Origin of the sequence: Luteibacter yeojuensis (genome assembly GCF_011742875.1) — a bacterium.
GTDB lineage: Bacteria > Pseudomonadota > Gammaproteobacteria > Xanthomonadales > Rhodanobacteraceae > Luteibacter > Luteibacter yeojuensis.
On the sequence record NZ_JAAQTL010000001.1, the window covers coordinates 2,749,290 to 2,761,200 of the forward strand.

The 11,911-nt window shown below is 68.1% G+C and carries 12 protein-coding genes; 1 reads left to right on the top strand and 11 read right to left on the bottom strand.

Annotated features, from left to right (window positions below; translation table 11 throughout):
- Window positions 1-96: 96 nt before the first annotated feature.
- The 6 genes from HBF32_RS12505 to HBF32_RS12530 are packed head-to-tail and all read right to left on the bottom strand — an operon-like array spanning window position 97 to window position 4,978.
- Window positions 97-531 (bottom strand): hotdog family protein, encoded by a 435-nt coding sequence (locus HBF32_RS12505; RefSeq protein ID WP_166699933.1) that lies wholly within the window; start codon window positions 529-531, stop codon window positions 97-99.
- Window positions 506-2,830: an MMPL family transporter gene (locus HBF32_RS12510; protein ID WP_338039775.1), complete on the bottom strand. Its 2,325-nt coding sequence runs from the start codon at window positions 2,828-2,830 to the stop codon at window positions 506-508. Before HBF32_RS12510 ends, HBF32_RS12505 begins: the two co-directional genes overlap by 26 nt.
- Window positions 2,827-3,474 carry a LolA-related protein gene (locus HBF32_RS12515; RefSeq protein ID WP_166699935.1) on the bottom strand — a complete coding sequence of 216 codons (648 nt, stop codon included), beginning with the start codon at window positions 3,472-3,474 and terminating at the stop codon, window positions 2,827-2,829. Before HBF32_RS12515 ends, HBF32_RS12510 begins: the two co-directional genes overlap by 4 nt.
- The gene (locus HBF32_RS12520) at window positions 3,395-4,345 is read right to left on the bottom strand and encodes a lysophospholipid acyltransferase family protein (protein WP_166699936.1); all 951 of its coding nucleotides are present in this window, start codon (window positions 4,343-4,345) and stop codon (window positions 3,395-3,397) included. Before HBF32_RS12520 ends, HBF32_RS12515 begins: the two co-directional genes overlap by 80 nt.
- Window positions 4,342-4,650, bottom strand: a complete 309-nt coding sequence (locus HBF32_RS12525; RefSeq protein WP_166699937.1) for an ApeI family dehydratase — start codon at window positions 4,648-4,650, stop codon at window positions 4,342-4,344. Before HBF32_RS12525 ends, HBF32_RS12520 begins: the two co-directional genes overlap by 4 nt.
- Window positions 4,651-4,705: 55 nt before the next feature.
- Window positions 4,706-4,978, bottom strand: coding sequence for a phosphopantetheine-binding protein (locus HBF32_RS12530; protein ID WP_166699938.1), 273 nt, complete (start codon window positions 4,976-4,978; stop codon window positions 4,706-4,708).
- A 196-nt stretch (window positions 4,979-5,174) separates the two neighbouring features.
- Here HBF32_RS12530 and HBF32_RS12535 point away from each other — a divergent pair, with 196 nt between their 5' ends.
- Window positions 5,175-6,149, top strand: coding sequence for a chorismate transformation FkbO/Hyg5 family protein (locus tag HBF32_RS12535; RefSeq protein WP_240147829.1), 975 nt, complete (start codon window positions 5,175-5,177; stop codon window positions 6,147-6,149).
- A gap of 95 nt (window positions 6,150-6,244) precedes the next feature.
- Here HBF32_RS12535 and glmU read toward each other — a convergent pair whose 3' ends face one another.
- The 5 genes from glmU to atpG form a co-directional block, all read right to left on the bottom strand.
- Entirely contained in the window at window positions 6,245-7,621 is a 1,377-nt protein-coding gene (glmU, locus tag HBF32_RS12540; RefSeq protein WP_166699940.1) for a bifunctional UDP-N-acetylglucosamine diphosphorylase/glucosamine-1-phosphate N-acetyltransferase GlmU, read from the bottom strand.
- Between the two features lie 88 nt (window positions 7,622-7,709).
- A complete protein-coding gene (locus HBF32_RS12545; protein ID WP_166699941.1) occupies window positions 7,710-8,786 on the bottom strand; it encodes an AsmA family protein in 1,077 nt (358 codons plus the stop codon).
- 199 nt (window positions 8,787-8,985) lie between these two features.
- The gene (locus HBF32_RS12550) at window positions 8,986-9,411 is read right to left on the bottom strand and encodes a F0F1 ATP synthase subunit epsilon (protein WP_166699942.1); all 426 of its coding nucleotides are present in this window, start codon (window positions 9,409-9,411) and stop codon (window positions 8,986-8,988) included.
- Window positions 9,412-9,452: 41 nt separating this feature from the next.
- A complete protein-coding gene (gene atpD, locus HBF32_RS12555) occupies window positions 9,453-10,865 on the bottom strand; it encodes a F0F1 ATP synthase subunit beta (RefSeq protein WP_166699943.1) in 1,413 nt (470 codons plus the stop codon).
- 69 nt (window positions 10,866-10,934) lie between these two features.
- A complete protein-coding gene (gene atpG / locus HBF32_RS12560) occupies window positions 10,935-11,843 on the bottom strand; it encodes a F0F1 ATP synthase subunit gamma (protein ID WP_166699944.1) in 909 nt (302 codons plus the stop codon).
- Between the last annotated feature and the right edge of the window lie 68 nt (window positions 11,844-11,911).

Below are 11,911 nucleotides of genomic sequence, written 5' to 3' on the forward strand. Positions count from 1 at the left end.
GCAGACTGTTTCCCGTCGACCCGGAGGGGCCGGTCAGGCTCCTCATCAGTCACCCTTTCGCGCTGTCCCTCCGGGTCGTCGACATACCCTCGGTGGCTACGCGTCCCGATAGAGCACGGCGGCGCGGCCGGATGCGATCTCCCGCCCGCGGTGCAGGATGCGGAAGCCATACTGCGCGCCGCTGCCGTCGGCGATCAGGCATTCCGCGTGTACATCGAGCGGACCCTGCAACGTATCCACGCGATCCACAGCGAGCTTCACGCCGCGCAGGCTGACCAGCATGCCGGCGCGCGGCCGGGTGCGTCCCTGTTCGCGCGCGAGCAGCGCCCCGTGCACGGCCATCGCCTGTGCCCCGTATTCGGCCAGATGCACCGCGTGCAGTCCCTCTTCGCCGCGCAGCGGGTGCGCGACCAGCACATGGCTCGTGCTGACCGCATGGATCGTCGTGGCGTCCCAGGCCTGCACGCCGTCCAGCAGGCACATGTCGCCCGCATGAGGGATGAGGTCAACGAACTCGGTCTTGGGCAGCATGCGGAGCCATCAGGATCGAAAGGCAGAAGTGGAAGGCGACGCCCAGCGCCACCGTGAGGCCGATCGCGCGGAGCACGGGAATCGACGACCAGGCGAGCATGCCGAACACGAGCAGTGCCGCGATGACGCAGACCACCGTGGCATGCAGCGTACGCCGCTGCTCGGCAGGGTCGCCGGTGTCGCGCTCGAAGAACAGCGCATAGTGCAAACCCAGGCCCGCGGCGAGGATCAAGGCCACGAGGTGGAACAGCGAGATGGGAATGCCCGCCATGCGCTCCACCGCCAGCACGAGGAAGGTGGCGAGCGTCATCGGCGCGAGCACGTGCCACGCACGGCGGATGCTGCGTAACGCCAGCGTGATGGTGAGGAACAGCAGTGCGGCGGCGGCAAGCACGGCGTGAAGGATGCGCGTGCGATACGCGGCCACGAGCGACTCCGAGGCCTCTTTCAGGTCGAGCAGGCGCGCGCCTGGATCGGCAGCGGCCACGGCCGCCGCGACGGCGGCCGCGTCATGCACGCCGCTCAGGGTCGACAGACCCACCCAGTGGTCGCCACGCGGCAGCAGCATCGCGGCAAGGCGCTGGCCGAGCGGCGACCGGGCGAACACCTCGGGCGTGAGCAACGGCGCGCTGCGCGCCGTTTCGACGTCGTCGACGAAGGGCGCGAACAGGTCCTTGCGGAACGGCATGCCGTCGAGGGCCTTCGTCAGCGAGGCGTCGAGCGTCGCGCGATCCGGCAGTTTCGCCTGGCGTGCGCGTTGCGTCGCCAGGTCGGGAAGGTAGATCGACGGCAGTTCGAAGCCATCGAGCGCCTTTGCCGCCACCTGCCCGCGCAGGCGCGGTTCCAGCTTCGCCGAGGCGGCGAGCACGCCATCGGCCGTCTTTGCCTGCACGATCAGGAGGTAGCGGACATCCGGCGCACCAAGCTCGCCGCGCAGGCGCGCGTCCGTCATCAACAGATCGCGCGGCAACGGCGTGAGCGCCGAGAGGTCGTTCTGCCAGAACGGGCCGGGGGCGAACGCGATCATCGCGACCACCGCCGCGGCGATGGGAACGGGCAGCCAGCGCGGACGCGGCAAGGCGTCGAGCCAGCCACGGAAGGCCGCGAGGCCCGGCATGCGCGCGACGTCGCGCGCGTGCTCGGGGAGCAGGTAGGGCAAGGCATAGCGCGTGCTGAACCCCGCGGCGAGCAGGCCGGCGATCGTGAACACGGCCAGCTGCTGCAACCCTCCGACGCCCGACGCATAGAAAGCGAGGTAGGCGATACAGGCCGAAGCGATGGCCGTGAGCAGCAGCGGCCACAATCCACGCACGCTCGCCACGGCGGATTCGCCCTCGCGGCGATGGCTCAGCAGGCGGATGGGGTATTCCTGCGCCACGCCCAGCAGCGTGAAGCCGAAGGCCAGCGTGATGCCATGCACCTCGGCAAAGCACACCGTCAACAACGCGATGCCCGCGAGCGCGCCGGTCGCGACCGGCAACGCGCCGAGCAACAGGCTGCGCACACTGCGATAGGCGACCAGCATCAGCACGATGAAGCCGATGGTCGAGATACGGCCGATCCAGTCGGCCTGATCGCGCGTCTGCGCATTCACCACCACGGTGAAATAGCCGGGGCCGCTGATCGTCAGGTGCGCCGCGGCGCTGCCCGGCAATGCCGCGAAGGCCGCGCGGAGGCGGCCGATGGCGTCCTCCTGCGCGCCCGGATCGAAACCCGCACCGCGCGTCTGCGCGAGCAGCAGGGCTTCCCCGCGCGACGAAAACCATACGCCATCGCGCACCTCGGGCGAGCGGACCGGCGTCCAGCGCTCGGCCAGCTTCAGCGTTTCGAGCGTGGGGTCGCGCGGCAGCAGGCCCTTGAGCAGGGTGGCCGCGGGCGAGCCGAGGTCGTCGAGGCGCTGCTGCAACTCGTCGGCCAGGTAGCCCTCGTCGAGCGAACCGGTGTCGAGCGTCGGCGAAAGCAGGTAGCGGTAAGGCAGCAGCGCGCTGTCCAGCATGCCGAGGTCGAAATCGCCATTCACCACCTGGGTGAATGCCGGATCCTTGCGCAGGGCAAGCGCCAGGCCGCGGCTGAGAGCCGCCTTCGCCGTGTCGTCGCCGCCGTCGATCGCGACGAGCAGCAGGCGGGAACCGGGCCCCTCGCCCACCTGCTCCATCAGCAGCTTCTGGTCCGGCGTGGTCGGTGCGGGCATGAAGCTGCGCAGGTCGGTGCCGACCTTCAGCTGCGTGGCGACCAGCGTGCCGAGCAGCGCGAGGACGAGGATCCAGGCGACGAGCAGGGCGAGGCGCGCGCCCCTCACATCGCGCCGCCGCACTGTGCGATGAGGCCCTCGCGGGTCGGCGCCGCCGGCATCGCGGCGGCGAGGTCGCCGAGCAGGTCGATCGAGGTGTCGCCGTCGCTTTCGTCCATGCGCATGCAGCGGGCGAGTTGTCCGCTGCCGTAGACGTGGATGCCGGCGATCTGCTTCGCGACGCGTGCGTCGCGCGGGGTCAGGGTGAGCTGCCAGCGGTCGGCGTCGCGACCCAGCCTGACCTCGAACGATTCGCCGAGCCGCGACGGGTCGCCGGCGAGCAGGGCGACGAAGCTGTCGAGCAGCACCTGCAATTGCGGAGCGCGCTTCAGCGAGAAGCTGCGTGGCTTCCTCCCCTCGCGCTCCTGCGTCACCTCGCCGTCGGCGATCGTGGAGACTTCCTTCGCGGGCTTCTCCACCCGGCGCTCGAGGCGATCGCCGCCGAGCCAGGCGAGTTCGCCCGAAACCACCAGCGGCTTCTCCAGCACACGCATGAAGCGCGCTTCCGCGAAGGGCGTGCGCGCGGGTGCCGGGCGATGCAGGCTGGCGATCAGCGCGTTTGCGTCATCCGCGTCAGGCGTCGGAGTGGCTGGGCACGCGAGCGGCAGCAGCAGGCTCGTCAGCAGCAGGGCCAGTTTCTTGCCAGAAGTCATAGAAATTGAACCAGTTGAAGGGATACAGGCGGGCGTAATGCTCCACGCGCGCGGCATAGCGGGCGACAAGGCCGTCCAGCGCGGCCGCACGCTCCGCGCGCGGCACGTCGATGCCGTCCGAAAAGGCCTCGAAGATCAGCCGGTAGCGATTGCCGCCGAGGTAGATGCCCATGCACAGCACGACGGGAATCTTCAGCGCGGATGCGAGGTGCCATGGGCCGACGGGGAACGGTGCCGGCCGGCCGAGGAAGGGAACCCGGCGGGTGGCCTCGTTGCGGTGGCCGCGGTCGGCCAGCAAGGCCACCATGCCGCCCTGGGCGGCGCCCTCGGCCATGGCCAAGGCCACGGAGGCGCCCCCGCGCGACGCGTCGATCACGGCCGCGCCCACGTCCGGCGCCAGCGCCTCCAGGACCGCGGTGAGCGCCGGGGTCTTCTGCTTGTCCAGCACGACGCGCAAGGGGACATCCGGACGACGGGCGCCGAGCGCGCGCAGGGCCTCGAAGCTGCCCTGGTGCGAACCGATCAGCAGGACACCTTTGCCGGCGTCGATGCAACGGTCGAGCTCCTGCAGCCCCTCCACGTCCACCGCGAAGTCGCGTTCCCCGTGCGCCAGGAAGAACAGGCGATCGAGCAGGGTCGCGGCGAACATGTGGATATGCCGGAACACGTCGTAGTTCGTGACCGGACGGTTCAATACCCGCGCGAGGTAGGTACGCGAGGCCAGCCGTTCGTCCGCGCGGCGCAGGAAGAAGTACAAGGCGATGGGATACAGCAGCACGCGTGCCACGCCACGGCCCAGCCGCAGCGCGATCGTGCGGATCAGCCAGATGGCGAACCAACCGCCGCCTTCGCGTTGCTTCCAATGGCTCATGCGCCCTCCAGCGTGCCGCGGAGCAGCGTATCCGGGCCGCGGCGAACAGTGAAGCGGAAGCGCGTGTCGTCCAGCGCCACGAGTTCGAGTTCCGCGTCCTCGTCGGGCAGGAGCGGGGCCACGAATTTCGCGTCGACGACCTGCCGCACCGCGAGCCCGCGCCAGCTTCGCAGCGCCAGCGCCGCGGCCTCAAGCAGGAGCACGCCGGCCACGACGGGGCGACCGGGAAAGTGACCGGCAAAACTCGGATGCGCCGCGGCGAAACGCAGCGGACGCACGAACGGCGCGGACTCTGACTCGGTCATCGACATCTCCGGGCGAAGCAAAGCACGCTCCGGGCCAGTACGGCCTGAACGACGATCAGGCGGTGGCGCGATGCTGTTCGATATGCGCGGACAGCGTGCTCAGGTTTGTGAAGATGGCGCGATTGTCCGGGTTGTCGGACTTCAGCTGGAAGCCGTAACGCTTGGACACGGCCAGCGCGATTTCCAGCGCGTCGATGGAATCGAGGCCCAGGTCGCCGCCGAACAGCGGGGCTTCCGGGTCGATCTCGGTGGGCTTCACCGATTCGAGGTTCAGGCTGGTGACGATGAGTTCGGCCAGTTCTTTCTGTGCTGCGGTCTGCGTTGCCATGGGTGTTTCCAGGTCCTGGATGTTCCTGCCTCCCCCCGGATGGCAGCGGGCGCGGAGTTTAGCACAGGGGTCGTTGGACCACCTTCGGAACGGTTCAGACTGGTGAAGACCGGACGTTCACGCCGCGGCCCGGCGAGGGGACGATATGATGGCGCGACCGCGTTGGACGGAAGACCCGATGCTCCCAGGAAGCGAAATGCGCCAGCCCGCGCCACAGGCCACCCATGCACGCACCGCGCCGCGCGTGCGCTACACACACGAATCCGGCGGGCTTTCGTCGTCCACATTGGCCGCCTTCGACTTTGGCGCATCCGCCCCCGCCTTCGACGATCCCCGGCGCTTCCGGGTGGCGCTGGAACCCTTCGGCGAAGCGCTGAGCGAAGTCTGGGAGGTGGACGGCGAGGTATGCAGCGGGCGCGAAGGCGAGCTGCGCTGGTCGCGCGGCGGCGGCTGGCTGTTCGCCGCGGTGGAGTGCCGGGAGGACGAGCACGGCGGCACCGAGGGTGCCGCAAGGCATGCCTATGGCCTGCTCTCGGGTCTTGTCGGCGGCGCGCCGGAGCAGCACGTGCAGCGGATCTGGAATTACCTCGGCGCGATCAACGCGGGGGACGACGACGACGAGCGCTACAAGCATTTCTGCACGGGACGCATCGGCGGCATGGGCGAGATTTTCGCCCAGGGCTTTCCCGCGGCGACAGCGATCGGACACCACGCGGATCCCACGCTGCTCCAGGTGTACCTGCTGGCCACGGACCGTCCCGGCACGCGTGTGGAGAATCCTCGCCAGGTAAGCGCCTGGCGCTATCCCCGGCAATACGGGCGCACGCCGCCGAGCTTCGCGCGGGCCACGCTGCTGCCCGCCGGCGACGTGCTCGCCATCTCGGGAACGGCGGCGGTCGTCGGGCACGCGTCGGCGCATGCGGGTGACATCGACGCGCAGCTGGCCGAGACGCTGCGCAATCTCGAGGCGCTCCTGGCCGCCGGTGGCCTGCCGGCCGGACTCGGACATCTTGCGCCAATGAAGGCTTACGTGCGCCATCCGGAACATGTGGCGACGGTGCGCGCTTTCGCCGCGAAGCACTTTCCCGAAGCGCCGTTGCTGGTATTGCATGGCGACATCTGCCGCGCCGAACTGCTGATCGAAATCGACGGCTGGCGCTATCGCGGCTGATTCCGTAGGAGCCGCTATAGCGGCGAGGGGCGCTTGCCCCGCCGCTTCATCGCTTTGTCGGCTTCTCGCCGCTATAGCGGCTCCCACAACAGCAGCTATTTCTTCGTGGGGCGGTGCCAGCCTTCGATGGTCGTCTGCCGGCCGCGCGCGACGGTCAGCGCATCCGCCGGCGCGTCCTTCGTGATCACCGAACCCGCGCCGATGGTGGCACCCGCGCGTAACGTCACCGGCGCCACCAGCGAGCTGTTGGAGCCGACGAAGACACCATCCTCGATGGTGGTGCGGCTCTTGTTCACGCCGTCGTAGTTGCAGGTGATCGTGCCGGCACCGATGTTCACCTTGCTGCCGATGACCGTGTCGCCGAGGTAAGTCAGGTGGTTCGCCTTCGAGCCGGCGGCGATGACCGCGTTCTTCGTCTCGACGAAATTGCCGATGTGCACGCCGGCCGCCAGGTCGGTACCGGGACGCAGGCGCGCGAACGGGCCGATCGTGCACGGACCATGGGTCACCACGCCGTCCAGGTCGCAATGCGCGAGCACCACGGTGCCGGCCGCGAGCTTCGCGTTGCGCACGCGGGTGAAGGGGCCGATGCGCACGTCGTCGCCCAGCACCACGTCGCCTTCGAAGATCACGTTCACGTCCACCTCGACGTCGCGGCCCGCGACGACCTTGCCGCGGATGTCGAGACGGCGCGGGTCGGCCAGGCGTACGCCGGCGAGGGCCAGCGCGCGGGCGCTGCGTTCGCGGTACAGGGCCTCCAGGCCGGCGAGCTGCCAGGGATCGTTGGCGCCCGAGGCCTCGGTGGCTTCGCAGTCGACGCAGGCGGCCGGTGCGCCTTCGTCGGCGGCCATCTCGAAGACGTCGGTGAGGTAGTACTCGCCCTGCGCATTGCTGTTGCCGAGACGCTGCGCCCACGCGAGGAGGCGCATCGCGTCGGCGGCGACGATGCCGGTGTTCACGAGGTCGATGGCGCGCTGCGCGGCGCTCGCGTCCTTCTCTTCGACGATATGGCGCACGCGGCCGGCGGCATCCAGCACGACGCGGCCGTAGCCCCTCGGGTCGGCCAGGCGTGTCGCCAGCATCGACAGGCCTTCGCGGGTCGAGACCAGGGCGGACAGCGTCTCCGGGCGGATCAGCGGCACGTCGCCATAAAGCACCAGCACGCGTCCCTCGAGGCCGCCCTGCGCCTGCAGGGTTTCGAGGGCCGTGCGCACCGCGTGGCCCGTGCCAAGGCGCTCGCGCTGTTCGATCCAGCCCAGGGCGGTATCGGCGGCGAAGGCGTCGCGTACCTGTTCGCCGTTATGGCCGTACACCACATGTACGCCGGCGGGCTCCAGGGTCCGGGCCGCTTCGATCACATGCGCCAGCAACGGGCGCCCCGCGAGCGGCATGAGCACCTTGGCCGACGCGGACTTCATCCGCTTGCCCTCGCCGGCGGCGAGGATGAGGACGTGGAGGGGCGTCGCTGTCATGGAGTCCATTGCCTGCTGCGGATGGGGCCTGAACATATCGCAAGAGTACGGGGTCAGGAAGAGCCGAGGCGCGCCTGCAGGGCGCGGGTCAATCGTCCTTGGGCCGCTCGGTCAGGTGTTCGAGGTTCGGTTTGTACGCCTCCACGAAGGCATTGCGCAGGATGCCGGCGATCGCCTCGAAGGGCGAGACACTCTTGTCGTCGATGGTCCCGGAGATGGGGACGCGGGTGGCGAACTGATCCTTGGACTGGTTCTTGAAGATCTTCGTGACGCCTTCGGCCACGGCCTCGTAGGCGAGCTTGAGGGGATTCTTCTTTTCCTGCTCCACGTCCTGCTTCCAGCTGAAGATCTTCAGGCCATGGAACAGCGGCTTGGCGTAACCGCTGAGGTGCCGGTCCCGCGCCTGCAACTCCATGAAGAAGTCGCCTTCGCCACCCGCGAAGTCGAGCCCGCTGTAGGCGCGGGCCAGGTCGTTCGCCTTCACCAGCTTGATATCGCGGATGCTCAGTTCGTAGCGGAAGTCGCCGGTGCGCTCGAGGGGATCGAACTCCGCGCGCGTTTCCAGCGGCGCATCGCCCAGCACCTTCGCCGTGGCATGCATGTGCGCCACGCGCGAGCCGCCTTCGCGCTGCACGTTCGTGAGGTTGGTGGCGGTGCCGTTCACCCCGGTCATCTTGAGGTCGACCTTCGGACTCGACACGAAGTTGTGGAAGGTGATGGTGCCGTCCATGACGTTAACCTCATCGAGTCGCGTCGGCACCAGGGCGCGGAGCTGGGCACGCCAGTCGACGCCCTTACCGGTCTGCGTATCGCCTTCGCCGCGGCCGTCGACGAAGTTCACCACGGGGTGGTAGAAGTCGATCTTGCCGCGCAGGCGGCCACGGGCGATCGCCCGCCAGCTCAGGGAGATATCGGCCCGGTCGGTGTCGAAGAGCGGCACGGGCACCTTGCCGTCCACCTTCTCGATGGTGAGCCGGTCGATGGAATACGCACCGCGCCAGAGATGGATGTCGATGTCGGCGATATGACCCGAGTACGCGCCCATGCGCGAAAGGCGGCCATTGAGATAATCGAGCACCGCGTAGGGCAGCACGATGCGCCCGACGATGAGCACGACGGCGACGACACCTGTTATCCAGAGGCTGCGGCGGTAGCGGGTTCGCATGGCTGACATACCGGGTAACGAGCGCCCAGTGTCGCCCGCCGCGAGTCGTCGTTTCATGAACGAGACTGCCCCAGTCTCTTGTAGGAGCCGCTATAGCGGCGAGGGAAACTTACCTGGCCGCTTCATCGCCCGTAGGCTTCTCGCCGCTATAGCGGCTCCTACATAAAAGGACCCCTCCGGAAGGAGGGGTCCTTTTCGATCAGTGCTTGAGCGTCTTGCGCATGCGCTCCAGGGCCTGGAGCTGGGCGAGGGCCTCGGCCAGCTTGGCCTGGGCTTCGGACACGTCCATCTGGGGGCCACGGTTCGCCAGGGCGGCCTCGGCTTCTTCCTTCGCCTTGAGGGCGGCGGCCTCGTCGAGGTCGGCCGCACGGGCCGCGGTATCGGCGAGGATGGTCACCACCTGCGGCTGCACCTCGAGGATGCCGCCGGAGACGAAGAACTGCTGGCGCTCGCCGTTGGCGGCGACCACATCGACGTGGCCGGGCTTCAGGCGGGTGATCAGCGGAGCGTGACGCGGCGCGATGCCCAGCTCGCCAAGCTCACCGGTGGCGACCACGAGCGTGGCTTCGCCGGAGTAGATCTCGGCTTCGGCGCTGACGATGTCGACGCGGATGGTATGGGTCATGGGCTGGTCTTCCGTCGGTCGGGGGATGGGTCAGAAGAGGCTTATGCGGCCTTCTTCGCACCCATCTCCTCGCCCTTCTTGATGGCTTCGTCGATGCCGCCGACCATGTAGAAGGCCTGCTCCGGCAGGTAGTCCACATCGCCGTCGACGATCATCTTGAAGCCGCGGATGGTTTCCTTCAGCGGGACGTACTTGCCCGGCGAACCCGTGAACACTTCGGCCACGTGGAACGGCTGCGAGAAGAAGCGTTCGATCTTGCGGGCGCGCGACACGGCTTCCTTGTCTTCCTGCGACAGCTCGTCCATGCCGAGGATGGCGATGATGTCCTTGAGTTCCTTGTAGCGCTGCAGCGTGCCCTGCACGCGACGGGCCACGTCGTAATGCTCCTGGCCGATCACGCCCGGGTCGAGCTGGCGGCTGGTGGAGTCCAGCGGGTCCACGGCCGGGTAGATGCCCAGCGAGGCGATGCTGCGGCTCAGGGTGACGGTGGCGTCGAGGTGGGCGAAGGTGGTCGCCGGCGACGGGTCGGTCAGGTCGTCCGCGGGCACGTAGACGGCCTGGATGGACGTGATCGAACCGGTCTTGGTCGAGGTGATGCGCTCCTGCAGCACGCCCATTTCCTCGGCCAGGGTGGGCTGGTAACCCACGGCCGACGGCATGCGGCCGAGCAGCGCCGACACTTCGGTACCGGCCAGCGTGTAGCGGTAGATGTTGTCGACGAAGAGCAGCACGTCCTTGCCCTTGCCGCTGGCGTCCTTCTCGTCGCGGAAGTATTCGGCCATGGTGAGGCCGGTGAGCGCGACGCGCAGGCGGTTGCCCGGCGGCTCGTTCATCTGGCCGTACACCATCGCGACCTTGTCGAGGACGTTGGAGTCCTTCATCTCGTGGTAGAAGTCGTTGCCCTCGCGGGTACGCTCGCCCACGCCGGCGAACACGGACAGACCCGAGTGCGCCTTCGCGATGTTGTTGATGAGCTCCATCATGTTCACGGTCTTGCCCACGCCGGCACCGCCGAACAGGCCGACCTTGCCACCCTTCGCGAACGGGCACATCAGGTCGATGACCTTGATGCCGGTTTCCAGCAGCTCGCTCGCGGCGGCCTGGTCGTCGTACGACGGGGCTTCGCGGTGGATGACCCAGCGCTCCTGCTCGCCGATCGGACCGGCTTCGTCGATCGGATTGCCGAGCACGTCCATGATGCGGCCGAGCGTGGCCTTGCCGACCGGCACCTTGATGCCTTCGCCGGTGTTGCGGGCGATGAGGTTGCGGCGCAGGCCGTCGGTCGAACCGAGCGCGATGGCACGCACGATGCCGTCACCGAGCTGCTGCTGCACTTCGAGGGTGATCTCGGTGCCGTCGACCTTCAGTGCGTCGTAGATCTGCGGCACCTGGTCGCGCGGGAATTCGACGTCGACGACCGCGCCGATGATCTGAACAACTTTACCCTGGCTCATGGAATGCTCCGGATGAATCTTATTTAGGTTCTGTAGCGGCGCCGCTTGCGCGTCGCCATGGCGTTTCGTTTAGACCGCGGCGGCGCCGCCGACGATTTCCGAGATTTCCTGGGTGATCGCCGCCTGGCGGGCCTTGTTGTAGACCAGCGTCAGTTCGCCGATGACCTTGCTGGCGTTGTCCGACGCGGCCTTCATGGCCACCATGCGCGCGGCGTGCTCGCTGGCGAGGTTCTCCAGCGCCGCCTGGTACACCACCGACTCGATGTAGCGCGTCATCAGATGCTCGAGCACCGTACGCGCGTCCGGTTCGTAGATGTAATCCCAGTCGTGGGTCTGCTCCACCTTCACGCCTTCCGACGCGGCACCGCCGGCATGTTCCAGCTCGGTGGCCACCAGCGACAGCGGCAGCAGCGCCGCAATGGCCGGCTTCTGCACGATGGTGTTCACGAAGTCGTTGTAGGCCAGGAAGACGCGGTCCAGACGGTTGTCCGAGTATGCGTCGAGCACGACCTTGATGACGCCGATGAGGTCTTCGAGCTTCGGCTTCTCGCCGAGGTGCGTCGCCGAGCCGATCAGGTTCACGCCCTTGATGCGGCGGAAGAACTGCACGGCCTTCTGGCCCACGGCCACGATGTCGATCTCGGCGCCCTTGCCCTGCCACTCGCGGATGTTGGCGAGCGTGCGGCGGAACAGGTTGGAGTTGAGGCCGCCGGCGAGACCGCGGTCGGTCGACACCACGATGAAGCCCACGCGCGCGACGTTGCCGCGCTCGGTGAGGAACGGATGGGTGAAGTCGGTGCTGGCCTGGGCGACGTGCGCGATGACCTTGCGCATCAGGCGCGCGTAGGGGCGCGAGGCCTTCATCAGGTCCTGCGCTTTGCGGATCTTCGACGCCGAGACCATTTCGAGCGCGCGCGTCACCTTGCGCATGTTCTGCGTGCTCTTGATCTTGGTTTTGATTTCGCGGCCGCTTGCCATGGCTTACTCGTCTTTGAAAGGTGTCGCCAGCTCGCGGGACGGGCGTTGCCGCCGGCGTCCCGCGCGTT

Bases quoted from the DNA above. Each gene is read 5' to 3' on its own strand.
- HBF32_RS12535 (WP_240147829.1), top strand. From the start codon at position 5,175: ATGCGCCAGCCCGCGCCACAGGCCACCCATGCACGCACCGCGCCGCGC.
- HBF32_RS12515 (WP_166699935.1), bottom strand. From the start codon at position 3,474: ATGACTTCTGGCAAGAAACTGGCCCTGCTGCTGACGAGCCTGCTGCTG.
- glmU (WP_166699940.1), bottom strand. From the start codon at position 7,621: ATGACAGCGACGCCCCTCCACGTCCTCATCCTCGCCGCCGGCGAGGGC.
- HBF32_RS12550 (WP_166699942.1), bottom strand. From the start codon at position 9,411: ATGACCCATACCATCCGCGTCGACATCGTCAGCGCCGAAGCCGAGATC.
- HBF32_RS12505 (WP_166699933.1), bottom strand. From the start codon at position 531: ATGCTGCCCAAGACCGAGTTCGTTGACCTCATCCCTCATGCGGGCGAC.
- HBF32_RS12545 (WP_166699941.1), bottom strand. From the start codon at position 8,786: ATGCGAACCCGCTACCGCCGCAGCCTCTGGATAACAGGTGTCGTCGCC.
- HBF32_RS12520 (WP_166699936.1), bottom strand. From the start codon at position 4,345: ATGAGCCATTGGAAGCAACGCGAAGGCGGCGGTTGGTTCGCCATCTGG.
- HBF32_RS12525 (WP_166699937.1), bottom strand. From the start codon at position 4,650: ATGACCGAGTCAGAGTCCGCGCCGTTCGTGCGTCCGCTGCGTTTCGCC.
- atpG (WP_166699944.1), bottom strand. From the start codon at position 11,843: ATGGCAAGCGGCCGCGAAATCAAAACCAAGATCAAGAGCACGCAGAAC.
- HBF32_RS12530 (WP_166699938.1), bottom strand. From the start codon at position 4,978: ATGGCAACGCAGACCGCAGCACAGAAAGAACTGGCCGAACTCATCGTC.
- atpD (WP_166699943.1), bottom strand. From the start codon at position 10,865: ATGAGCCAGGGTAAAGTTGTTCAGATCATCGGCGCGGTCGTCGACGTC.